This is a genomic window from Nonomuraea sp. NPDC049400, from assembly GCF_044466425.1.
Taxonomy (GTDB): Bacteria; Actinomycetota; Actinomycetes; order Streptosporangiales; family Streptosporangiaceae; genus Nonomuraea.
This window is the reverse complement of sequence record NZ_JBITMP010000015.1, coordinates 22759-44977: the sequence shown is the minus strand read 5'-3', so window position 1 is coordinate 44977 and position 22219 is coordinate 22759. Positions and strand designations below refer to the sequence as shown.

25 protein-coding genes are annotated in these 22219 nt (G+C 70.0%); 14 read left to right on the top strand and 11 right to left on the bottom strand.

The genetic code is table 11. The annotated features are described in order from the left end of the window. The first annotated feature begins 12 nt into the window (after positions 1–12). Positions 13–171 (top strand): thioredoxin domain-containing protein, encoded by a 159-nt coding sequence (locus tag ACIBVN_RS24405; RefSeq protein WP_397139943.1) that lies wholly within the window; start codon positions 13–15, stop codon positions 169–171. Continuing rightward, entirely contained in the window at positions 168–1364 is a 1197-nt protein-coding gene (locus tag ACIBVN_RS24400) for an MFS transporter (RefSeq protein WP_397139941.1), read from the top strand. Before ACIBVN_RS24405 ends, ACIBVN_RS24400 begins: the two co-directional genes overlap by 4 nt. A 19-nt stretch (positions 1365–1383) precedes the next feature. Here ACIBVN_RS24400 and ACIBVN_RS24395 read toward each other — a convergent pair whose 3' ends face one another. Next, the gene (locus ACIBVN_RS24395) at positions 1384–2157 is read right to left on the bottom strand and encodes a TetR/AcrR family transcriptional regulator (protein WP_397139939.1); all 774 of its coding nucleotides are present in this window, start codon (positions 2155–2157) and stop codon (positions 1384–1386) included. A 70-nt stretch (positions 2158–2227) separates the two neighbouring features. On the opposite strand from ACIBVN_RS24395, the gene ACIBVN_RS24390 reads away from it, so the two are divergent. Genes ACIBVN_RS24390 through ACIBVN_RS24380 form a run of 3 tightly spaced genes read left to right on the top strand, consistent with a single transcriptional unit; the run spans position 2228 to position 4505 of the window. Beyond that, complete coding sequence (locus ACIBVN_RS24390; RefSeq protein WP_397139937.1) at positions 2228–2899, top strand: sulfotransferase family protein; 672 nt, start codon at positions 2228–2230, stop codon at positions 2897–2899. Next, on the top strand, positions 2896–3273 hold the full coding sequence (locus tag ACIBVN_RS24385; RefSeq protein ID WP_397139935.1) for a hypothetical protein: 378 nt from the start codon (positions 2896–2898) through the stop codon (positions 3271–3273). The genes ACIBVN_RS24390 and ACIBVN_RS24385 overlap by 4 nt, the downstream gene beginning before the upstream one ends. Further along, positions 3270–4505 carry an FAD-dependent oxidoreductase gene (locus tag ACIBVN_RS24380; RefSeq protein WP_397139933.1) on the top strand — a complete coding sequence of 412 codons (1236 nt, stop codon included), beginning with the start codon at positions 3270–3272 and terminating at the stop codon, positions 4503–4505. The genes ACIBVN_RS24385 and ACIBVN_RS24380 overlap by 4 nt, the downstream gene beginning before the upstream one ends. A gap of 40 nt (positions 4506–4545) precedes the next feature. Here ACIBVN_RS24380 and ACIBVN_RS24375 read toward each other — a convergent pair whose 3' ends face one another. Next, on the bottom strand, positions 4546–5721 hold the full coding sequence (locus ACIBVN_RS24375; protein ID WP_397139931.1) for a WD40 repeat domain-containing protein: 1176 nt from the start codon (positions 5719–5721) through the stop codon (positions 4546–4548). Positions 5722–6039: 318 nt separating this feature from the next. Between ACIBVN_RS24375 and ACIBVN_RS24370 the strand changes: the two genes are divergently transcribed. Together ACIBVN_RS24370 and ACIBVN_RS24365 are read left to right on the top strand one after the other, a co-directional pair. Then, positions 6040–7350, top strand: coding sequence for a M14 family zinc carboxypeptidase (locus tag ACIBVN_RS24370; protein ID WP_397139929.1), 1311 nt, complete (start codon positions 6040–6042; stop codon positions 7348–7350). A 14-nt stretch (positions 7351–7364) separates the two neighbouring features. Further along, positions 7365–7982: a maleylpyruvate isomerase family mycothiol-dependent enzyme gene (locus ACIBVN_RS24365; RefSeq protein ID WP_397139927.1), complete on the top strand. Its 618-nt coding sequence runs from the start codon at positions 7365–7367 to the stop codon at positions 7980–7982. Between the two features lie 355 nt (positions 7983–8337). On the opposite strand, the gene ACIBVN_RS24360 is transcribed toward ACIBVN_RS24365, so the two are convergent. Together ACIBVN_RS24360 and ACIBVN_RS24355 are read right to left on the bottom strand one after the other, a co-directional pair. Further along, positions 8338–9276 (bottom strand): RNA polymerase sigma-70 factor, encoded by a 939-nt coding sequence (locus ACIBVN_RS24360; RefSeq protein WP_397139925.1) that lies wholly within the window; start codon positions 9274–9276, stop codon positions 8338–8340. Continuing rightward, positions 9273–10289 (bottom strand): NAD-dependent epimerase/dehydratase family protein, encoded by a 1017-nt coding sequence (locus tag ACIBVN_RS24355; RefSeq protein ID WP_397139923.1) that lies wholly within the window; start codon positions 10287–10289, stop codon positions 9273–9275. The genes ACIBVN_RS24360 and ACIBVN_RS24355 overlap by 4 nt, the downstream gene beginning before the upstream one ends. Positions 10290–10389: 100 nt before the next feature. On the opposite strand from ACIBVN_RS24355, the gene ACIBVN_RS24350 reads away from it, so the two are divergent. Together ACIBVN_RS24350 and ACIBVN_RS24345 are read left to right on the top strand one after the other, a co-directional pair. Next, positions 10390–11910 carry an N-acyl homoserine lactonase family protein gene (locus tag ACIBVN_RS24350; RefSeq protein ID WP_397139921.1) on the top strand — a complete coding sequence of 507 codons (1521 nt, stop codon included), beginning with the start codon at positions 10390–10392 and terminating at the stop codon, positions 11908–11910. Continuing rightward, positions 11907–12593, top strand: a complete 687-nt coding sequence (locus ACIBVN_RS24345; protein WP_397139919.1) for a TetR/AcrR family transcriptional regulator — start codon at positions 11907–11909, stop codon at positions 12591–12593. The genes ACIBVN_RS24350 and ACIBVN_RS24345 overlap by 4 nt, the downstream gene beginning before the upstream one ends. A gap of 68 nt (positions 12594–12661) precedes the next feature. Here ACIBVN_RS24345 and ACIBVN_RS24340 read toward each other — a convergent pair whose 3' ends face one another. Genes ACIBVN_RS24340 through ACIBVN_RS24330 form a run of 3 tightly spaced genes read right to left on the bottom strand, consistent with a single transcriptional unit; the run spans position 12662 to position 14938 of the window. Then, on the bottom strand, positions 12662–13270 hold the full coding sequence (locus tag ACIBVN_RS24340) for an arsenate reductase ArsC (RefSeq protein WP_397139917.1): 609 nt from the start codon (positions 13268–13270) through the stop codon (positions 12662–12664). Continuing rightward, positions 13267–13887 (bottom strand): helix-turn-helix domain-containing protein, encoded by a 621-nt coding sequence (locus tag ACIBVN_RS24335; RefSeq protein WP_397140296.1) that lies wholly within the window; start codon positions 13885–13887, stop codon positions 13267–13269. Before ACIBVN_RS24335 ends, ACIBVN_RS24340 begins: the two co-directional genes overlap by 4 nt. Beyond that, on the bottom strand, positions 13868–14938 hold the full coding sequence (locus ACIBVN_RS24330; protein ID WP_397139915.1) for an alpha/beta hydrolase family protein: 1071 nt from the start codon (positions 14936–14938) through the stop codon (positions 13868–13870). The genes ACIBVN_RS24335 and ACIBVN_RS24330 overlap by 20 nt, the downstream gene beginning before the upstream one ends. 385 nt (positions 14939–15323) lie before the next feature. Here ACIBVN_RS24330 and ACIBVN_RS24325 point away from each other — a divergent pair, with 385 nt between their 5' ends. Beyond that, positions 15324–15806 carry an RICIN domain-containing protein gene (locus ACIBVN_RS24325; protein ID WP_397139913.1) on the top strand — a complete coding sequence of 161 codons (483 nt, stop codon included), beginning with the start codon at positions 15324–15326 and terminating at the stop codon, positions 15804–15806. Between the two features lie 119 nt (positions 15807–15925). Next, positions 15926–16939: an ArsR/SmtB family transcription factor gene (locus ACIBVN_RS24320; RefSeq protein ID WP_397139911.1), complete on the top strand. Its 1014-nt coding sequence runs from the start codon at positions 15926–15928 to the stop codon at positions 16937–16939. Positions 16940–16954: 15 nt separating this feature from the next. Here the strand turns inward: ACIBVN_RS24320 and ACIBVN_RS24315 are convergent, their stop codons facing one another. Continuing rightward, positions 16955–17482 carry an ArsR/SmtB family transcription factor gene (locus ACIBVN_RS24315; protein WP_397139909.1) on the bottom strand — a complete coding sequence of 176 codons (528 nt, stop codon included), beginning with the start codon at positions 17480–17482 and terminating at the stop codon, positions 16955–16957. 91 nt (positions 17483–17573) lie between these two features. Here ACIBVN_RS24315 and ACIBVN_RS24310 point away from each other — a divergent pair, with 91 nt between their 5' ends. After that, complete coding sequence (locus ACIBVN_RS24310; protein WP_397139907.1) at positions 17574–18506, top strand: DUF2218 domain-containing protein; 933 nt, start codon at positions 17574–17576, stop codon at positions 18504–18506. A gap of 48 nt (positions 18507–18554) precedes the next feature. Here ACIBVN_RS24310 and ACIBVN_RS24305 read toward each other — a convergent pair whose 3' ends face one another. Then, complete coding sequence (locus tag ACIBVN_RS24305; protein WP_397139905.1) at positions 18555–19487, bottom strand: aminoglycoside phosphotransferase family protein; 933 nt, start codon at positions 19485–19487, stop codon at positions 18555–18557. A gap of 74 nt (positions 19488–19561) precedes the next feature. Next, on the bottom strand, positions 19562–20332 hold the full coding sequence (locus ACIBVN_RS24300) for a sulfite exporter TauE/SafE family protein (RefSeq protein WP_397139903.1): 771 nt from the start codon (positions 20330–20332) through the stop codon (positions 19562–19564). A gap of 349 nt (positions 20333–20681) precedes the next feature. Here ACIBVN_RS24300 and ACIBVN_RS24295 point away from each other — a divergent pair, with 349 nt between their 5' ends. Together ACIBVN_RS24295 and ACIBVN_RS24290 are read left to right on the top strand one after the other, a co-directional pair. Beyond that, on the top strand, positions 20682–21068 hold the full coding sequence (locus tag ACIBVN_RS24295) for a hypothetical protein (RefSeq protein WP_397139901.1): 387 nt from the start codon (positions 20682–20684) through the stop codon (positions 21066–21068). Beyond that, positions 21053–21916: a hypothetical protein gene (locus ACIBVN_RS24290; protein ID WP_397139899.1), complete on the top strand. Its 864-nt coding sequence runs from the start codon at positions 21053–21055 to the stop codon at positions 21914–21916. Before ACIBVN_RS24295 ends, ACIBVN_RS24290 begins: the two co-directional genes overlap by 16 nt. Here ACIBVN_RS24290 and ACIBVN_RS24285 read toward each other — a convergent pair. Then, positions 21812–22195, bottom strand: coding sequence for a thiol-disulfide oxidoreductase DCC family protein (locus tag ACIBVN_RS24285; RefSeq protein WP_397139897.1), 384 nt, complete (start codon positions 22193–22195; stop codon positions 21812–21814). The genes ACIBVN_RS24290 and ACIBVN_RS24285 overlap by 105 nt on opposite strands. Positions 22196–22219 lie beyond the last annotated feature (24 nt).

Below are 22219 nucleotides of genomic sequence, written 5' to 3'. Positions count from 1 at the left end.
GGAGACTCACTCATGCCCACGCACGCTCCCGGCTCGGTGGACAGCGTCACCGAGCAGGCCTTCGCCGAGAGCGTCATCCAGGGGAAACGGCCCGTTCAGAGCCGGCTCTGGGCCGCCTGGTGCGGTCCGTGTCCGACCCTCATCCCGCGTGACGGGAGTGTGGACCGGTGAGCGCCGAGGCCGCGATCCAGCAGGCGCCGGTGGCCCGCGGCAGGCTGCCTCTGGGGGTCTACCTGCTGTCCTTCAGCCTGTTCTCGATGGGCAGCGCGGAGTTCCTGCTCGCCGGAGTCCTGCCGGCCGTCGCCGGAGACCTGGGGATCACGCTGTCCTCCGCCGGAGCGCTGATCTCGGCGTTCGCCGCCGGCGTCGTCGTCGGCGGGCCGCCCCTGGCCATCATGACCCTCCGCTGGCCACGGCGGACGACGCTGGTGGTCACGCAGGCGACCTTCGCCGCCTGCGTGGCGATCGGCATCCTCACGGACAGCTACGCGGTGCTCCTGGCCACCCGCTTTCTCTGCGGTCTCGCCTACGCGGGGTTCTGGGCGGTGGCGGCGGTCACCGCGATCAGCCTGGTCCCGCCCGACCGTACCGCCCGCGCCTCCGGCGTCGTCGTCAGCGGGCTCAGCCTCGCGATGATCGCCGGTGGCCCGGCCGGCGCGTTGCTCAGCTACTTCACCGGGTGGCGTGGTGGCTTCTGGGCCGTGGCCGCCCTCACCGTCGCCGGCGCTGTCCTGACGCTCGTGGCGCTGCCCGCCACGAGCGTGCGCGGCGAGGCGAGCGTGCGGAGCGAGCTTCGCACGATGAGGCGGCCCCAGCTGTGGGTGGTCTACGCCGTCACCGTGCTGAGCACCGCCGCCTACATGATCTCGTTCAACTACCTGGCGGCGTTCCTGACCGACGTCACCCGCATACCCGGGGTCTGGGTTCCGGCGATCCTGACCCTGTTCGGGGTCGGCGCCTTCATCGGCCTGTCCATCGGGGGCAGCATCGCCGACCGGTTGCCCACCCACGCGCTGCTGGCCGGGGCGCTCGGGATCGCGGCCTGCTCCGTCCTGCTGGCCCTACTCGCCCGGCACGCGCCGGCCGTCGTCCCTCTGGTCCTGCTTCTCGGCGTCGCCGGATTCGTGCTGAACCCGGCCGTCTACGGGCGCGTGTTCGCCATCGCGTCCCAGGCGCCCACGCTCGCCGGGGCCACCACCGTCTCCGCCTTCCAGCTCGGCATCAGCCTGGTTCCCGTGCTGGCCGGCGCCGCGCTCGATGCCGGAGCAGAGATCACCGCCATCCCGTGGCTCGGTGCCGTCCTGGCCGCGACCACGACTGTGCCCGTCCTGCTCGACTGGATGTCGTCGCGTCGGCGGGCTTGAGAGCATCGAAGCAGGAGGCTCACGGGGCGGTGGCGCGAATGAACGCCTCGGCGAACGCCCGCGCGACCTCTTCAACCGGGGGGAGTACGTTGCCCAGCGCGTCCTGCAGAACGGGGCGCAACAACATGTGCGCCGCCATCGGGCCGATCATGAGCTGGATGAGGAGCGGCAGGGGGAGTGGCCGCAGCCGACCGGCCTGGATCTGCGCGGTCAGCAGGGTGTCGAGGCTGGCGAACATCCTGGGCAGGTTGGCCTTGAGCATCCGGGCGGCCGTGCCGTCGGGGCGGGTGAACAGGTCGCCGAAGATGGCCGGCAGCACCCGTGGCTGGTGGGCGAACGCCTCGGTCAGAGCGGCGTAGACGGCGTGGACCAGCTCCTCGATCCGCTCGGGGGGATCGGCGGCCAGCGCCTCCAGGTCCAGCACGGGAACGTACCGGTCGAACATGGTGGCGAGCAGGCCGTCGCGGCCGCCGAAGACGGCGTGCAGGCTGGTCGGCGAGCAGTGCGCGGCCACCGCGACGGACTCCAGCGTGACCGCGGCGAGCCCGTCGCGGGCGATCAGCGTGGCCGCGGCCTCGATGGCCCGCTCCCGGACCGGCGGGCGCCCGCCGGGGTCGATCCCGGCATGCCGGACCGCCTCGTCCAGCCGGGTCCGTGACCCGCCGAGCCTCCTGATCAGGGTGCTGCGGGAGATGCCCGCCGCGGCCGCGATCGCGCTGAGCGGCACGTCGGCCACGTCTTTGCCGTGCTGCTCGGCCGCCGACAGTGCGGCCTCCACCAGATCCTGGTCCACGACGTCTCATGGTACTGCTTCCTATCTGAACCTCATCTGTGTATCGTCTCAATAAGAGGCTCATCAAGTGATGAATTATCTGAGAGGCGGCACCATGATCAACGTGCTGGGCGCGGGCCTGCCGCGCACCGGGACCACGTCGCTGAAGGCGGCGCTGGAGCGGCTGGGCTTCGGTCCCTGTCATCACATGCAGGAGATCGGCGTCCACCCGGAGCAGGCGCAACGGTGGCGGCAGACCCTCGACGGGCCGGTCGACTGGAACGGCGTGTTACGGGGCTACCGGGCGGCGGTGGACTGGCCGAGCGCCCACTTCTGGCGCCCACTCGCGCAGACCTACCCCGACGCCAAGGTCATCCTCACCGTGCGCGACCCGCACGCCTGGTACGCCAGCCTCCGCGACACCGTCTTCGCGCTGCTGCGCAACCCCAGCGCGGTGCCCGGCGACCTGCAGCCCGTGGCCATCGGCATGCGACCGCTGCTGGACCGCATGTGGCACGACACGTTCGGCGCGACGCTGGACGACCCGATGCCTGAGGAGCGCCACGCCGTGGAGGTGTTCCAGCGCCACACGGCCGACGTCACCGATGCGCTGCCCGCCGACCGCGTCCTGATCTACCGAACCGGACAGGGCTGGGAACCGTTGTGCGACTTCCTCGGCGTGCCCGTACCGGACGAGCCCTACCCGCGCCTCAACGACCGGCAGTGCGCCCGCACCCGCCTGCGTGGGGAAGCGGACCGATGAATCTCCGCATCCTCCTCACCTTCCACGGCCTGATCACTCTGGCGGCGGGGATGGTGCTCATCGCGGCGCCCGGCCTGATCCCCAGTGCCGTCGGCGTGCGCGTCCCCGCGGACGCCTACCTGGTGTGCTATCTCCTGGGCGCCGCGGAGCTGGCCGTGTCGTTCCTGTCATTCGCGGGCAGAAGCCTCCGGCAATCCGACGGGGCGCGCCTCGTCGCCCAGACCATGATCGTGTTCCACGGTTGCACCGCCGCCGTCGAAGCCTACGCGTTCACGCGCGGCGTCCACGCCGCGATCTGGGCGAACGTCGCGCTGCGCATGGCGGTCATCGCTCTGTTCGCCCACTACGGCCTGCGTCGGAAGGCACTGTCATGACCATCGAAAGCACCGGCGTCCTGGTGTGCGGCGGCGGTCCGGCCGGCATGATGCTGGGACTGCTCCTGGCGCGCGCGGGGATCGAGGTCACCGTGCTGGAGAAGCACGGCGACTTCCTGCGCGACTTCAGGGGAGACACCGTGCACCCCGCCACGGTCCGCCTCATGGACGAGCTCGGCCTCGGTGAGGGCTTCCGCGCCCTGCCGCAAAGCCGCCTGGGCAACCTGGCGCTGCCCGCACCCGACGGCAGCCTCGTGACCTTGGGCGACTTCGAAGCGCTGCCCGCGCCGTACAACTACATCGCGATGGTGCCCCAGTGGGACCTGCTCTCCTTCCTGGCCAAGGCAGCCGGCCAGGAGCCGGGGTTCTCCCTGCGCATGAACACGGAGGCGACCGCGCTGGTCAGAGACGGCGAAAGGATCGTCGGGGCCAGGTACCGTACGGCGGACGGCCGCGAGGGGGAGATCCGCGCCGAGCTGACGGTGGGGTGCGACGGCAGGCACTCCACGCTGCGCCGGGCCGCGGGCCTGGTGCCCAAGGAGTTCCGCGTGCCGTTCGACGTCTGGTGGTTCCGCCTGCCCAGACCGGGCGGCCGGCACGCGCCCGCCAGTGTGACACCGGTCGCGCGGGGTCCCGAGGCGCTGATCTCCCTGGCCCGCGACGACTACTACCAGGTGGCGTACTTCACCGCGAAGGGCTCCGACGCGCGGCTGCGGGCCGAAGGGATCGAGCGGTTCCGTCAACGCGTCGCCCACCTGCGCCCGGACCTCGCCGACCAGGTGGACCACCTCGCAAGCATGGACGAGGTGTTCGTGCTCGACGTGAAGCTCAACCGGCTCAAGCGCTGGTGCCTCGACGGGCTGCTGCTCATCGGCGACGCCGCGCACGCCATGTCGCCCGCCGGTGGAGTGGGCATCAACCTCGCCATCCAGGACGCCGTGGCTGCCGCCACCATTCTGGCCGGGCCACTGCGGCGGCACTCCGTCACCCTCGCCGACCTGGCGGCCGTGCAACGGCGCAGATACCGCCCCACCGCGATCGTCCAGAACGGCCAGCGCATGCTGCAGCGCGTCATGTTCGAGCCGCAGTTCGCGGGTAAGCGTTCAGGGCCACCCCCGTTCCTGCTCTTCCTCACCCGGGTGTTCCCCCGGCTCCGGATGATCCCCGCCCGGTTCGTGGGCTTCGGCCCTCGCCCGGAACACGCCCCCGACTTCGCCCGCAGGACCTCGTAGGAGGAGGCCCGGACCTCGGTATGGCCGCCTTCCGGTACGGCTACTCGACCGCGAAGGGAGGCTGGCTCGGGCCCATGCGGTAGACCATGAGCTGCGACTTGCCGCTGAATGACAGGCCCTCCGCGGTGGGCTCCACGGTGACCGCGAGCCACCGGCCGTCGGGTGACCAGGCCATGGCCTCGACCCAGGTCGTGAGCTGCCGGCCCATGATGATCTTCATGTCGGAGGTCCGCCACACGCAGAGCTCGTGCGGCCGTCTGTCGTCGCGGATGTCCAGGTAGGGCAGCTTGCGGCTGAAGCTGCCCACCGCCAGATAGTCGCCCTCCGGGCTGGCGGCGAGCTGGAAGAGGCGTTCGGATGCCTTCATGACCTTCTCCACGACCTGGCCGGTCGCCGGGTCGAGGATGTAGAGGTTCTCCTGGGCCCCGAGGAACAGGCGGCTGCCGTCGCCCGCGAAGGACTCGCACTGGATCGGGTCCCAGCTGCCGCCCGCGACCGAGGACGGGATGGGTGGACGGCCGGGAGCGCAGATGTCGGACCCGCCGTCCCTGTTGCCGTAGTTGCCGGTCCAGTAGCCGCCGTCGCGCGAGCGTACGCGACCGGGCTGGAACGGGGCTTCGACCTCGGCGCGGGCGTCCACGTCGTAGGCCCACTGCGTCCGGTCGTCGTCGTCCGGTTCCGAACAGTAGTTCTTGAGAGTGATGACGGGTTCGCCGGGCACCCACGCGATCAGGGGCAGGAGCCAGTCCTCCTCGGTCGGGAGGTGGACGACCTGCGACCAGTCGGCGGTGTCGTACACCCAGATCCGGCCCTGGTCGCTGCACAGCCCCAGATACCGGCCGTCGTCGGAGAACTCCGCCTCGATGACGTGCTCGTGCTCGACGTCTCCGGTCGTCACGTCGAACGGGCTCACCGTGAAGACCGGATCGCTGAGGTCCGGGATGTGCGGCGCGTCCTCGGCGGTCCACATGTCCGCGTTGTACGGGTACGCCGTCGTCCCCCAGGCGTCGCCCGCGCGGAACGACTCGATCCAGCGCCGGTCGGTGACGTACACGTCGTAGTCGAACTGGACCAGCAGGTCCTCGTCCTGCCAGGCGCCACCACGCTCGTAGTAGAAGTCGTACAGATCCTTCCACTGCTCCGGGGCGGGGGATGGTTGCGGGTGGCGAGTCGTTCGACGCGTGAGACGAAGCGCCGGGTGTTGGCGTCGACCCACTCGCCGTTGAGGCGCGTTTTGACGTCGATCAGGTCATAGAGGGGTCCGCGCTCCCAGAGGAGGGAGAAGAAGAAGCTGGGATCGTCCGGTTCGGGGCCGTACGTCTGGCTGGCGGTGTCGTAGTAGACGACGAAGATCCGGAACCTGATCCGGAGCTCGTCGGGATCGACGGCCAGGACGCGCGCGCCATAGATATCGGTCGACATCGTTGTCTTCCTCGAGGGGAGCTTGATCGACAGAACGCGTCAGATGATCGCACAAGCCGAGGACATTTACCCCTTGCTACTCTCATAATCTCATTATTACCGTAATCTCATTATGAGAGTTGCGGAGTACATGAGCCGGGTTCCCGGCTACACGGCGTTCCCGTCCGTCGATGCGCTGAAGGCCGAGCTCGACGAGCTCGCCGCCGCCCACCCCCGCCTGGTGCGGCTGCGCGACATCGGCGCCTCTCGGCTCGGCGAGCCGCTGCAAGCCCTCACCGTCGGCAACGGGCCTGCCGACGCGGTCGTCATCGCCGGGCCTCACCCCAACGAGCCGGTCGGCGCCCTCACCGTCCTCACGCTGGTCAAGCTGCTGTGCCAGGACCCAGGACTGCTGGACTTCCGCTGGCACATCGTCGCGTGCGCCGACCCGGACGGCGCCCGGCTGAACGAGGGCTGGTACGGCAAGCCGGGCGATCGCCGCGCGTACGCGGAGCACTTCTACCGCCCCGACCTCGCCGAGCAGGTCGAGTGGACCTTCCCGCTGACCGGCGGGGGCCATTCCTTCGACCGCCCGCTGCCGGAGACGGCCGCGCTGATGGCTCTCATGGACGAGGTACGCCCGTCGCTGGTGTGCTCGCTGCACAACGGCGAATACCAGGGCGCGTTCTTCTACCTCAACCGCCCGGATGCGACGCTGGCAGAGCGGCTGGCCGCCCTGCCGGGACTGGAGGGCCTCCCGCTGCACCACGGCGAACCGGAGGTACCCGGCAGCGTACAGATCGGCCCCGCCGTCTACCTGACCCCGCCCGGGGCGCAGGTGGGCGCGGCCTTCGGCGCGGGCGGCAGCAGCGCCGACTACGCGGCCAGGTACGGCGCGCTCCACCTGGTCACCGAAGTGCCCACCTGGGCCGACGAACGCGTGTCGGACCAGGGCCGCAGCGGCCGCTCCTATGGGGAGGTCGTCGCGGAGGGGGCCGCGGCGCGGCGCGAGCTGCTCGACACGCTGGAGTCGAGCATGCGGGCCGTCTCCGGCGACCTGACCGTGCGCTCGCCGTTCCGCCGCTCGACCGAGGGCACGCTGGAGACCTTCCGCAAGCTCGGCGAATTGGCGGAGGACCTGCCTGATCTCGATCGAGCGGCCACGGTCGCCGAGGAGTTCGGCAACCGCCAGATGCTGCATCTGCTGCGGCTGCGCCTGCTCGGCACTTTCGTGCGCATGCTCGACGCCGAACTCGCCGCCGGCAACGTGACACCGGCGATCCGGGAGCAGCGCCGCCTGCTCGCCGACCGCTTCGACCTCTGGTGCGGCCAGGCCGAAGCCGACTCTCCCGGCCCGCCGATCGAGCCGCGCAAGCTGGTCGCCGTCCAGCTCGCCGCCGTCCTGACCGCCGCCGCGTACGCGGCCACAAGCCTCACCGAATAAGGAAGAGCACCATCATGGACATCAAGACCGCGATCGCGGCCGAACGCCGGGAACTGGCGGCGATGCTGGAGGACCTGCCGCCCGCCGGGTGGGACGCGCCGACCTTGTGCGCCGGATGGCGCGTACGCGAGGTCGCCGCGCACATGTCGATGGGATTCCGCTTCTCGCTGCCCGCGATGCTGCTCGAACTCGTCAAGGCACGGGGCGGCATCAACCGGATGGCCGACCGGCGGGCCCGCCAGGACGCGGCCACCCTGACCACGGCCGACCTGGTCAGCTCCATCCGCGACAACGCACACCACCCCTGGAAACCACCGGTCGGCGGCATCACCGCGGCGCTGGGCCACGACGTGATCCACGGCCTGGACATCACCGTCGCCCTCGGCATCGACCGCCGCGTCCCCGACGACCGCGTACGCCTGCTCCTGGAGCACATCACCCTCAGAACGGCGAAATTCTTCGGCGCCGACCTCAACGGCGTGCAACTGCGCGCCGACGACCTGGACTGGTCCTTCGGCGCCGGCGTCCCGCTGACCGGCTCCGGCCAGGACCTCCTCCTGGTCGCCTACGGCCGCAAGCTGCCGCCCGGCCGTCTCCACGGGCAGGCAAGCGAGCGGTACGTCGCCGCATGAGACGCTGGCCCCAGGTGCCCGCGACCACCACGCCGGGCGCCTGCTCCACACCCTCGGGCAGGAACACGTCGCCGGCCAGTGGCGGCCAAGCCAGGCTCAGCTCGGCCAGGCGGCGCTGGGTCTGCTCGATACGCCGCCGTACCAGCAGATCGACCGCGACGGCAGGGGGGACGGCGGTGAGCGTGCCGTCCACCAGGCCCGGCGCCCGCAGCTCGGCCAGCGCCGGGCCCTCGACGGCCAGGTCCACCGCAGCGATCGCCGAAATCACCGAGGTCCCGCCGCCGCACATGCTGATCCCGAAACGGTGGCCGGTGGCAGCCGCGTTGACGGCACCCCGAGGACAGCAGGAACGCGGTCAGCCCTTGGGGTCGCTGCGGGGGCGGCGGGTCTGGGTTGTCTCGCGGATGACGGCCCAAGCGTCGGCCACGGGGCCCAGGTGAGTGAGCTTGTCGGGGTTGAGCACCGTGTGGATCGCCTGGATCTGCCCGTCGAGGATGTCGAGCGCCCAGATGTTGATGACCTTGCCGTCCCGGTCACGCACGATCGCGCCCGGCTGGCCGTTCACCTGGTGCGGCTCCACGACGCCGCCGATCCGGGCGAACGGCGCGACGAGCGTGGTCAGCGCCCGGGCCACGTTGCCGGCGCCGGCGATGATGCCCGCGCCCCACCGCGGGGCCTTGCCGCCGCTGTCGGCGACCAGGTGAACGTCGGCGGCCAGCAGTTCGGCCAGCCCGTTGACGTCGCCTTCCCTGAGGGCGTGGAAGAAGCGCTCGGCGAGCTCCTCGCGTTCGCGCCGGCCGGCCTCGAACCGGGGCCGGCCCGCGTCCATGTGGCGGCGTGCGCGCACCGCGAGCTGGCGGCACGCCGCCTCCGACCGCCCCACGGCCGACGCGACCTCATCGAAGCCGAACCCGAACACCTCTCGCAGCACGAACACCGCCCGCTCCAGCGGGCTGAGCCGCTCCAGCAGGAGCAGGGCCGCCATCGACACCGAGTCGGCCAGCTCCGCCGTCCGCTCGGGGTCCTGGTAGGGGTCGGTCAGCAGCGGCTCGGGGAACCACGGCCCGACGTACTCCTCGCGTCGGACGCGGGCCGAGCGCAGCACGTCGATCGAGATCCGGGTGACCACGGCCGACAGGAACGCCTTGGTCGAGGCGGGCCGTGTCGAGGACGCCGCATAGCGCAGCCAGGTCTCCTGGACCGCGTCCTCCGCCTCGCTCACACTGCCCAGGATCCGGTAGGCGATCGAGAACAACAGCGGCCGCAGCTCCTGGAACTCCTCCGCCCGGGTCACGCCAGCTCTTCCCTGAAGCCCTGCCGCCACGAGGGGTAGCGCAGCTTCCAGCCCAGTTCCCGCTTGGCCTTGGCGCTGGAGAACCCGCGCCCCTCCGTCATCATCACCACGGTCACGTCTCCGGCCAGCGGCCGGGCCAGCCAGGCGGGAACCCGCATCGGCCGCTTCGCGCCCGCGCACGCCGCCAGATACGGCAGCCACTCACTCGCCGGCGCCGGTTCGTCGTCGACGATGTTGAACACGCCCCTCGCCTTCTTCTCCACCGCCAGGACGGTGGCGCTCGCCGCATCGTCCAGATGCACCCACGAGCAGTGCCCGGCGCCGCTCCCGACGACCGGGAACTGCCGCTTGCGCACGGGCTCGACCAGGTCGTCCATGGCACCGGGCCCGTAGAACCAGCCGTAGCGCAGGACCGCGCCGCCGGCCTTGACGACCGCGTCCTCGACATGGCCCAGCGCCGCCATCCCGGGCTCCGCCGGCGTCCCCGTCATCGGGTCCAGCCCGTCCTGCTCGGTCTTCACCCAGCCGCCCTCGCGGATGCCGTTCCAGGCGCCGTAGCCCTGTGCGACGAAATGGGGGACGCCGGTCGCCTCCGCGGCGGCCAGCAAGTGATCCGTTCCCTCGGTGCGCAGCCGGTTGGTGCCGGCGAACCACCGGTCCATGTGCTTCATGTCGGCCTTGCCGGCGTGCGTCACAGAAATCGCGGTCATCTGGTGCACGATCACCTCCGGCCGGGCCTTCGCCACCACCTCGCCGACCATCGCCGCGTCCAGTCCGTCCATCACGACCGCCTCGGCGCCCAGCTGCTCCAGCAGGCCCAGCCTGGACGTGCTCGTCGTCGTCGCCGTCACCTGGTGGCCACGCGCCACGAGCCGCGGCACCAGCCGCCGCCCCAACGCCCCGGCCCCTCCCGCCACGAACACCCGCATGATCATCTCCTTCTCGCAGTAGGTGTCTGCCCCCGAGACGAACAGCCCGGCCGATTCGTGACATGGCAGTGCGACACCGTCCATCGGCGCGATCAACGAACCCCGGTCGAGCAGGCGCCGGCCGGCCCCCGCTCGGCCTATTATGTAAACGCATCCGTAAGCGTTTATGAAATGAGGTGGCCGAGTGCTGAAGATCCTGGGCAAGATCGGGTTACTCGTCCCTGCCCTCGCGGTGGGCGCTGTCTGGCTGGTTGTCCTGCGGTTGAAGGGCGTGCCGGTCCCGCTGCTGGTGACCTATGGGCTGCTGCTGGCCGGATCGGTGGTCGGGCTGCTCTGGCCTGGTGTGCTCGGCCGGCGAGCCACACGGGGCCGGGTGCTGGCGTTCCTCGGGGTTCCGGTCGGCCTGGGCACGCTGGGGCTCTACCTCGCGGTCGTCTACTACGTCACGGACCTGCCGGTGCTGCTCGCCCTGGCTGCCGCGGCGTGCCTGACCTGGACGGCGGCGCTCTTCCTGCGCGTACGCCGGGCGGCGGGCGACCGGGGTGCCCGGCAGACCAGGCGGGCCTTCCTGGCGGGCGGCGCGGGCCTGGCGCTGGGCGTACTGAGCGGACTCTCCGTCGACCAGGTCGAACGGCGACGCCGCGAGGTGCTGGCGCGCGGCGAGCAGGAGCGGCAAGCGGCGGTGCGCGCTCCGGGCGGGCGGCGGCGGATCGCCGGCGGCGCCGTGCGGGTGTTCCCGATCCACACCGGCGACACCGTCGTCACCTACGGCCAGTTCTACGGCGGTCTGGACGGCTGGGAAGGACTGAACGGCTACGTACGCACCCTCGTCGGCAAGGCGCAGATCACGGTTCCGGTCCACGCCTACCTCATCGACCACCCCCGGCACGGCCTCATGCTGGTCGACACCGGCGTCAACTGGGAACAGGCCCGCGATCACGACGGGTACTACGACATGACCTCCCGCCTGCTGACCGAGCGCGACGAGTACCGGATGAGCCCTGGACAGGATCTGCGAGTCCAGCTGGCCCGGCTCGGCTACGACGCCAAGGAGATCAGCACCGTGTTCCTCACTCACGTCCACGACGACCACGCGGGCGGGCTGCGTTACCTGCCCCAGGCGACTGTGGTGATGGACCGCCGCGACTGGGAGCATGGCGTGCTCTACCCGTACTCCTTCGCCCTGGTCAAGGACAACCTCTCCTTCCCGGCCTTCGACTCCGGCGCCTTCGGCGCCTTCCCCGCCAGCCAGGACCACTTCGGCGATGGCAGCGTCATCCTGCTGCCCACCCCCGGCCACTCGCCCGGCCACATGTGCGTGCTGCTGCGCCTGGACGCCGGAAGCGTGCTGTTCATGGGCGACACCCTCTACACGCTGCCCCACCTGGCTGTCGACCAGGTACGCCAGATGACCATCGGCGGCGCCGACACGATCCACCAGATGGAGGCTGCCCGGCGCATCCAGAACCTCCTGGCCTCCGACCCGCGCATCGTGCCGCTGTTCGCCCACGACAACACCCGCTACCATTCCGACCTGGTCGCCTCCGCGTTCGCCCAGGGGGTGCTCGACGAGGACGGGGTGCGGGAGCTGCGTACACACATGGAGGCCGTCCTCACCCCCGACTGGCGGCTGCGGCCCGGGCACACCCCCCGCTTCGTTCCGCCGGCGTCCGGCACGGGATTGGGTTCGGTGGACTTCCGATGACCTCGACACGACGCACCCGAGGCAGGCCGCGCGACCCCGAGGCCGACGAGACGATCATGAAGGCGGCGCTGGAGCTGTTCGTGGAGCGCGGCCTGGAAGGCGCGAACATCGAGCAGATCGCCAAGCGCGCCGGCGTGGCCAAGGTGACCGTCTACCGGCGCTGGTCGTCGAAGGAGGAGCTCCTCACCCAGGCGATCGAGCAGGCCCGCACCCTCGTCCCCGAGGCCGACATCTGGGCCACCACCGACGCCACGGCGCAGCCGGTCGACGAGCGGCTCATGCACTCCTGGATCCACACCCTCGGCGACGCCCGCTTCCGGGCGATCCTCGCCCAGCTCATCGGCTCCAGCGTCACCCAGCCGTCGCTGCTGGCCACCTACCGCGAACAGTACATCCGGCCCCGCCGCGAGGTGATCCACGCCGCGCTGGAACGCGCCCGCCGCGACGGCCGGCTGGCCGCCGACGCCGACCTCGACACCGTGATCGACATGGTCGTGGGCGCGGCGATGTACCGCATGCTCATCGGGCCGGCCGACCCTGCCGCCACACGCCAGTACCTGGAAGCCGTCCTCCACCAGGCCGACCGCCTGCTGCGCCCCGACGCGCGCCACCGACCCGGAGACCACTGGGAAAAGAGACACGAACCCGCAGGACCGGATACATCGACGTCCAGCAGCCCATGATCCCCGCCGGCGGCTGCCCGCGCCGCGTCTCTCAACGTCTCACCGGCGTCGCCCGTACGGGGATCAGCTCAGTCACGACCAGCCGCTACGCGCGGACCGCGCTCGTCGGCTCGCCGGCGAACCTGTGCCGGATACAGCAGCCTGACGAGGGCCAGGCCGGTCATGCGCCGCTCGCGGGGACGCCGAGGGTCGGCCAGCAGAGTGCGTACGCGGCGTTCGATCTCGTCGCGGATGGGACGTACCGCCTCCACCGACTGGCCGGCGGGATCGGGCAGTCGCCAGTCCGCATACTGCTTGCCGGGGAAGACCGGGCAGGCGTCGCCGCAGCCCATGGTGACGATGACGTCGGCAGCCTGGGCGATCTCGGTGGTCCACGGTTTGGGGAACTCGCCGGTGATGTCGATGCCGCGTTCGCGCATCGCCTCGATCGCGGACGGGTTGATCCGCTCGCCCGGGTCCGAGCCGCCCGACCAGCCGATCGCCCGGTCGCCGGCCAGGTGGGTGAAGAAGCCGAGCGCCATCTGGGAGCGGCCGGCGTTGTGCACACACAGGAACAGCACGATCGGCGTGCCGGTGGTGTCCTTGCCCTCGACGCGGGCCAGGGCGCGCAGGCGCTGGCGGGCGAAGCGTTCGGTCAGCAGGGCGTGCTGTGGATCGATGCTCACGTCATCGGTCATGGTGTGCCCTTCGTCGGTGCGGGGTCATCGGTGAGGGCGGTGGCGAGCCGGTCGACGCGGCCGGCGAGGTCGGTGAAGGTTCGTTCGAAGGCCTCTTCGGTGTCGACGGCGACGGGGTCGGGCACTGACCAGTGCAAGGGCGGGCGCCGGGTGAGGTGTTCGTAGGCGTTGTCGCAGACCGCCACGACCAAGTCGTCGGTGCGGACCAGGTCACGGATGTGGGCTGTGGCCTGCGGGTCCAGCCTCAGACGGTGCCGGCGGGCGGTGGCCAGCGCCCGCGGGTGGACGCGTTCGGCGGGGTGGGTGCCCGCCGAGGCCGCGGGCAGGCGACTGCGGCGCTGCCAGAGCGCGGCGGCCAGCTGGGAGCGGGCGGAGTTGCGGGTGCACACGAAGACCACCCGCGCGGCCGCCAGGGTTGCCGGCACGGGATGGAGTCCTGCCAGCACGTCCGGCACGAGCCGGACGTAGCTGCGCCGCCGGTCGGCCTCCGAGCGTGCCCGCGTCACCAGCCCGGCGTCCTCCAGGACCTTCAGGTGGTGAGCCAGCAGGTTGGACGACAGTCCGAATGCCTCGCTGAGCTCGCCGGGCGAGCGGCCGTCAAGCCCGTGTGTGCTCAGGCGCTGGCCTGCTGGGGTTCTGGAAGGCCACCTCCGGATTGGCGGTGGACGGACCGTTCAGCAGCGGCTGGTGCTTGCCGCGTAGGTGCTGGTCGAAGAAGGCGCCTACATAGGTCGTGGTGATCTCGCCCGATCGCTTTCCTGAGAGCGGGGCGGAGGGGTCGGTCATTCCAGCCTGTCCGCCCAGGATCGGCAGGTCGATGAAGGTGAAGTGACCGGCGTCGGCGACTGTCAGCCAGCGCTTCCAGCCGTCCAGGCGCTGCCAGGCCAGCGGCCAGCTCGCGTCGGTGGAGTCAGGCGAGTGCTGAGCCTTGGTGCCGAGCATGAGGAAGGGCCGCTTGCCGAGACCGGACGGTGGCACCGGTGCGAAGAACGTGCCGTCGAGGTTCGCGCCGGCACGGATGCGACGGTCGGCCGCCATGACAGCGGCGGCGGCGTTGCCGCCCAGCGAGTGGCCGGCGGCGCCGATCCGGTTCCGGTCGATCATTTTCCAGTGCTTCCAGCTGGGAGAGTGGCCGGCAGCGTGGGTCAGCTCGTCCACCACGAAGGAGATGTCGGCTCCGCGCCCGGCCGCGGCCCTGCCCAGCAGTTTCTTCTCCGCCGCATCTGACGGGGCTTTCTCGATCGTCTCGCAGGCGACGCAGGTCAGCGTACGGCCGCCGGGGAAGGTGGTGCCGAACGACTCGTACGCGTGATCCACGAGTGCGACGACGTAGCCCTTCGAGGCCAGTTCCTCGGCGAGCGTCGTCAGCGTGGCGCGGTTGAGCGTGAAGCCGGGCGAGAGCACCACGAGGGGATGCTTGCCGCCGATGGGGCGGGAGCCGACGCGGGCGTTCACGCGGACGCCGGAAAGCTGCTCGGCTTTGAACTTTTTGTCGAGCTTCACCCCTTTGAGGAGGAGCCGGGCCTCGTCGACGGTCATGTATGCGGCGGCCCGGCCGCCGGTTGCCGCTGGGTAGTACATCGACACCATCAGCTCACGCCCGCCCGCGGCCGGCACCCACGGGTCGCGGCGCGTCTTGTCGATGAGGTGCAGGGTGTCGCGCCCCACCGCGTACTGCCCGGTGGGGCGGGGGATCGAAGGGCCCTGGTCAGCGCCTTCCGCAAAGGCTGGAAGCGAGGTCGAGACTGTCGTCGCGCCCCACAGAGGCAGTGTCAGAGCAAGAAGGACGGCCGCGGCTCCACGGCGAGATCTGGTCATGGGCAGGAGCGTAAGAAGGAGCTCACTGTGGCCGACACTCTCGAAAGACCCGTTCGCCTCCTTACTTTCGTAAGGGTCGCCCGGATCGCAACGCGATCGACATTCAGTCGACGGGTGCCGGTCGCGTGGCTGTGAGCTGGGTGTTTCGGCTTCGGCTGAAACACGGTGACCGGCGGGAACGGCGTGTTGTGAACTGGCCTGGACTGATCGCCGACATCCAGGAAGGCATCCTTCGATGATCGAACATGGAAGGCGCATCGCCATCGCCGCTGTGGCGGCCGGGCTCGTCCTGGCCGCGGGCTCCGCCACCGCCGGTGCCACTCCGTCCTCGGCAGCCGCGCCCGTGAAATTCCGTAATCAGGGCAGCAACCACTGCCTCGACAGCAACTCCGGCGGAGACGTCTACTCCATCGCGTGCAACGCCGGCGACTACCAGCGCTGGGTCATCGAGCCTGGCCTCAAACCGGGCTGGTATTTCCTGAGGAACAAGAAGACCCGCCGTTACCTCGAAAAGCGAGGTCTCGGCCCCAACGAAGTAGTGACCAGGCCCAAGAGCCCGAAGTTCGTCAACCAGAACTGGCTGATAGAAAACAATACGATACGCAGCGCGACGGACAAGAACCCTACTCTCTACGACGAGAAGGGGACGAAGGACATTCGTGTGACCCGTGGTTCTGTGAACCCGCCGGCGTACGGGAAGTGGTCTCAGATCGGCTGACGGATCACCGCCCCAGGTGGGTGGACCCGCGTGCGGAGCCACCCACCCGAACGACAGGCTGAGAGCACGCACAACATCATGTTGACCCATCTGCTATCCGGCTGAGTGAGTCTGTCCCCATGGCCATGGGGACCTTGAAGATCGTGTTCACTCCCGAGGATCTGGCCCGCGTCCGGATCGCCCCCCGCCCTGACCCGATGTGGGAGATGGTGCTGAGCCTGCACCTCCTCCAAGCCCGAGGTGGCAGCACCGCGATGACCGCCTGGCGCCGGCAGGTCCGCGACAACCTCGCCGAGATCGGCCTGCTCGCCCAGGTGCGGAACGTGCTGATCCCCCTTGCCCCGTCGGGGCCCTACTTCCCGGACTTCCTCACTCCCGCCGAAGCCCAGATGGGCCTCGACCAGGGCGTCGATGCCCTTGTCACGACTCCGCGGCGGCAGATCCGCCACGAGCTGAACCTCGTACAGACCTACTACGGCCTGCCGCCCGGGCTGGACGGCCTCGCCCGCGGCGATCCGCGCGCCATCCGCGACCTCGGCCGGTTGGCGGCCGGTTACTGCCAGGCGGCGTTCGCCCCCCACCTGCAGCAAATGGAACACGCCCTGGGCCAGGAGCGCTCCGCCCTGGCCCGGTACCTCGCCGACGACGGCGTGGAGCAGATGCTCGACCATCTGCCCCCGATGATGCGCTGGAGGCCGCCGGTCCTGGAGGCCGACTATCCCTCGCGGGCCGCGCAGAACTCCCGGGAGATCCACCTTCGCGGACGGGGTCTGACGCTCATCCCCTCGTACTTCTGCCGGACCACACCTGTCGCGCTGGTCGACCAAGGGCTCCCGCCCGTCCTGGTCTATCCCGCCCGGCGATGGAGCCCGCCGCCGGCCACCGTCAAAGACCCCCTGGTGGAGTTGCTCGGCCGGACCCGTGCTGAGCTGTTCCGCTGCATCGTGGCCACGCCGGACTGCACCACGACGGAACTCGCCCGGCGGACCGGGGCGTCCCTGGCCAGCGCCAGCAAGCATGCCCAGGTGCTGCGGCAGGCGGGGCTGATCGCCAGCACCCGCCAGGCCAACCTGATGCTGCATCAGGCGACCCCACTCGGCATCGAGCTCCTTCGCACGCAATCCTCACGTTGAGGGCGAACGGCGCGATCAGGCCTTGCCGGTGGGTTGATCGGGAAGTGACGGGATGTCCGCCCGATACAGGCTGAGCAGCAAGCCGTACGGCACCGCCTCCGGTTGTCTCTGGGGCCGTTCCGCCAGGACCTCCTTCAGCCGCTCCACCAGCGCGCCGGCCTGATCCGGGGTGAGCCAGAGGTGGTGCAGCGAAGTGGACTCGACGTCCCCGTCACGTGGCGGCGTCATCTCCGCCAGCGCGGCTTTCATCAGGAACTCCGGCCATTCTGCGGCGTCGGACTCGGGCTTGAAAGCGCCGCTGACCAGGCCGAAGCATTGCTGGCTGCCGCCGCGGACGTGCCGGGTGTCCACGACGCGCACCAGGCCCGCCTCCTGGAGCACCTTGACGTGGTACGCGATCGTGCCCTTGACCGCGCCCATCACCTCGGCCAGCTCCGCCAGCGTGGCCGGTCGCTGGCGCAGCACGTTGACCATCCGGTGCCTGACCGGGTGGCCGAGCGCCTTGAAGTGGGCGGGGGTGCTGAGTACGAAAGGGTCTCCCACGGAGGCAAGTGTCTAGAATTTTCAACACTTTGACAAACCGCGCTGCCGTACGAGAAAGTGTCGACGCTACTCGACACTTAAGGTGGTTGGCATGGCTATCTCTGCGGCACCGGTGACGACGGCTCGCGGACCTCGCTACATCAAGCAGCTGGTCTCCCACATGGGCCACAAGGTCACGACAGAGCTGGACGACTCCGGGCGCGGGACCATCACGCTGGGCCACGGCCAGTGCGTCCTCACCCCCGAAGCCGGATATTTCACGATGACGGCCACAGCCGACACCCCGGAACAGCTCGAGCACGTTCAGGACGTCGTCACCCGCCACCTGCTCCGCTTCGCCACCCAGGAGGAGCTGGAGGTGGTGTGGTCGCCCCTGGCGGACCTCGTGCACCCGGCAGTCGCCGACTACACGCTCGCCCACTCCACGCCGGCTGATGCCGTGCTCCGCGAGCTCGCCGCCGAGACCAACGAGGCCACCGGCGGCGCGGCCCTCATGCAGATCACCCACGACGAGGGCGCGCTGCTGACCATGCTCGCCCAGCTCACCGGCGCCCGGCGGGCCATCGAGGTCGGCGTCTTCACCGGGTACTCCTCGATCTGCATCGCCCGTGGGCTGCCCGCCGACGGACACCTCCTGGCCCTGGATGTCAGCGACGAATGGACAGCCATCGCGGCCCGCTACTGGAAGAAGGCCGGGGTGTCCGACCGGATCGAGCTGCGGCTCGGTCCCGCCTTGGACAGCCTCCGCGCCCTCCCCGCCACAGCCGACTACGACTTCGCCTTCATCGACGCCGACAAGGAGAGCTACGCCGCATATTACGAGGAGATCCTCCTCCGATTGCGCCCCGGCGGCGTCATCGTGCTCGACAACGTCCTGCAGGGCGGGCGCGTCCTGGACCCGGTCCACCAGGAGCCGCGCCACGTGATCATGCGCGGGCTCAACGACCTGGTGGCTGGTGACGACCGGGTGGACGCCGTGATGCTGCCGCTCCGCGACGGCGTCACGATCATCCGCAAGCGCTGACCCGCCTTCCGGAGGCACGGCCAAGGGAACGGTGGGCCGTGCGGGCGACTACGGGCGTTCCGTGAGCAACTCCGCCAGGCGGTCTGCGAATTCGGTGAGCCAGTCCAATCGTGGTCCACTGCGGGCAATGCGGAATCCGTGGCGGCGACCCCAGAACGCAGCCTGGACGGCATGGAACTGGGCCCAACGCTGCGCGCGCTCGCGATCGAGCTCCGCGGCCTCGGCGAAGACGTCGAGCGTGCGGTGGAGGGCCTTGCGCAGGTCGTCCGCCTCGAGGAGCGTCAGCGCCCGCGACTTGAGCAGCGTGCCGCCGTCGTACGCGGGGTCGCCCACATGCCCCTTGGGATCGACGGCCAGCCACGGCTCGCGGTCGGCGCGCAGGATGTTCCCGGCGTGGAGATCGCCGTGGACGAGGGTGTCCGGCTGGGCGCGCCCCAGCTCGCGGACGGTCGCCACGGCGGCGTCCACCACGTGACGCGACAGCGTGTGCGTCAGCTCCTCGGCATCCTTGCGCAACTGCTCCTCCCAGGCGTCGGCCCGCTCCCGCAGCCGGGGCAGGCCAGGCGGTGCGGGGACAGCCAGCCGGAGACTGATCCGCCCGGCGACCGTCAGAACCTCCTCGCCGTCTTCGACCTCCGCCAGGGTCGACGTCCGGGCGCGCTCCAGCAGCATGGCGAAACGCTCGTCGTCGCGCTCGTACAGCAGCACGGCTCCGCGCCCACCCCACACCGCGAACGCGTCAGGCTCATGGACGTTGCCGGGGTGCGGAAACGACACCTTCAGCACAGCCGTCCCCTCGGCCCGCCGCCGCACTGGGACGATGACGCCCACGCCCCCGTGCCCGACCTCGCCGTCCGGCACGCACTCCCAGCGCTCAAGCAGCTCTTCGACGATCCCGGGCAGTTCCGCGATCCACGCCGCTCCTGGCTCGCCTTCGCGCTCGATGGTGCTCCGCGCAAACGCCTCTGGTATCCCGATCATTCCGGCACCTTACGTGCCGACCGCACGCGCATGTGGCCGGGAGGCGGAACCTGCCGGCCCAGGCGTGGGTCGGCTCAGCGGACGAGCAGATGAACGATGGCGAGGCCGCCGACCGTTACGATGAGGGCGCGTAGAACCGCGGGACTGAAGCGACGGCCGAGCGCGGCTCCGGCATGGCCGCCCAGGGCGGAGCCGGCCGCGATGAGCGCGACGGCGGTCCAGTCGTAGTGTGCGACGAACAGGAAGAAGATCGCGGCGACGGCGTTGACCACGGCGGCGAGGACGTTCTTGATCGCATTGAGGCGTTGCAGGGTCTCGTCGAGGAGAAGGCCCATCAGGGACACGTAGATGATCCCTTGAGCGGCGGCGAAGTAGCCGCCGTAGACGCTGGCGAGCATGAGGCCGGCAAAGAGCAGGGGGCCGCCGTCGGGGCGGGGCGGACCGCTGGTCGTGTCGCGGCGGCGCTCACGCAGCTTCCTGCTGAGGAGCGGTTGCAGGAGGACCAGGACGAGGGCGAGGCCCACCAGGACGGGCACGATCTTGTCGAACGCATTGGCCGGCAGCGTCACCAAGAGCACGGCGCCCGCGAGGCCGCCGATCAGGGCGGCGAGGCCCAGCCTCAGGAGGAGCCGGCGCAGGCCGCGGAGTTCGCGCCGGTAGCCGATGGCGCCGCTGATGGAGCCGGGGATGACGCCGAGAGCGTTGGAGACCACGGCGGTCACCGGTGGGAGGCCGACGGCGAGCAGAACGGGGAAGGTGATGAGGGTGCCGGAGCCGACAACGGTGTTGACGGCGCCCGCGCCGACGCCCGCCGCGAAGACGGCCAGCATCTCCCACGCTGTCACGTTCTCCCCTTCCTCCCGAATCGGGGCCCGTACCCGGACAAGTTCTACAGCACCCCGAACGACAGGGGCGGGGCGCCCCAGGGCCGACGCTAGACGGGAAATACTTCGACGCTCAGCGAAGGATGGTGTCCCGAGCGGCTCCGGCGTGGCCGTGGAATATGCGCCTTCTTGGGATTAATGTTCTTTGATTGCGGTTTGTCCGCTTGTGGTGGGGATAGTCCATAGGCCCTTCTATGGTGATATATCCGGATTGGCGGCAATCAGGGCTTTCGTTCTGCTAGCTTTGCGGCGCATGGGGGCAACACTTTCAAGGGGAAGTAAGGCGGGACGGTTAATCGCGGCGGGAACTGTGCTCGTCGCGCTCGGCTACGGAACGATCGCAGGCGATGACGATCTGTTCCCATTTGGGCCGATGGTGCAATATGCCTTCAGCGTTCCGCCTGATGGGGAGATCAAATCGCTCTTCATGGAGGTGGAGACCGCGGCGGGCGCGAGGTTCGAGATTCCCATCGAGCCGTCATACGTCGGGATTCGGCGCGCCGAACTAGAGGGCCAGCTGACCCGATATATCAACAATCCGGCGCTACTTCAGGAAATGGCCGAGGCATATGCCCGGCTCCACCCGAAGGCTCCGCGTCTGACGAAACTTCATGTCATCACCAAGGTGATCACGCTGAGGGACCGGCGCCCGGCGTGGACCCGCAACGTTGTGAGGGTGTCATGGTCGGTGCGCTGAAGCGCTGGTGGTTTCCCCCGATCCCGCTGCGGCGGATCGACGTCCTCCGGGTCATCGTCTATCTGTTCCTGCCCCTGGACATGCTGTTGTTCACCGGCAGCGTGTGGGGGCACACGCAGGCCACGTCCGTCTATCAGCCGGTCCTCCTGGCGCGGCTGCTCCACTTACCTGGGGCGACCCAGGCACTGGTCTACCCGCTGTTCGCGATCGTCGTCGTCGCGGCACTGATCGCGACGACCGGTCGGCTGCCCCGCGCGGCGGGGTACGTGGCGGCGCTCGGCTATCTGCAGTGGGCCATGCTCGCCATGTCGTACGGCAAGGTCGACCACGACCACCTCGCACTGATCGTGGCCCTCTTCGTGCTGCCCACGGTGGGCAGGACCAGCGAGGAGGCGGCAGGATGGGCGGTGCGCTGCGTGCAGATCGCGGTCGTGGCCACCTATTTCCTGTCCGCGTACGCGAAGATCCGCCACGGCGGATGGGAGTGGCCGAACGGCGCCACCTTCCAATGGGCGATCGCCCGCCGTGGCACGTTCCTCGGCCACTTCGTGGCGGACATCCCAGGCGCGCTCCTCATCGGCCAGTGGCTCGTCCTGCTCGCCGAGACGGTCTCGCCGGTCGTGTTGTTCCTGCGTGGCCGCGCGCTGTACGCAGGTGTGGCCTTCTTCCTCGGCTTCCACCTGATGACGTGGGCGGTGATCACGATCCACTTCCTGCCGCACGTGATCTGCCTGGCCGCGTTCCTACCGCTGGAGCGTCTGCCCATCCCTGGGAAGCGCGCACGCCGGGGTGCCGCCGGGCAGGCGGCTCCGGTTGTTCGCGGTGAGCCGGTAGAGCCCGTGTCCTAGCCAGCGCATCGGCGGCAGTCGCAGGACCAGCCCCAGCGGGCTCCACGGCAACCCGGCGTCGATCAGCAGCTTGGCCACCGCCTGGGCGCCGCCGTACACGCCGCGTTCGGAGATCCACAGCAGCTCGTACTGGGCACGCTCACGCGTCACGCCGAGTTCGGCGAGGTCGGCGAACTGCCAGGCCGTGATCCGTGCCCGGGTCCGCATACGCCGCTGGATGAACCGGACGCACATCGTGCAGAATCCACAGTCTCCGTCGAAGACGAGTACGGGTCCCATGGGACAGACTGTACGCGCTGCCTC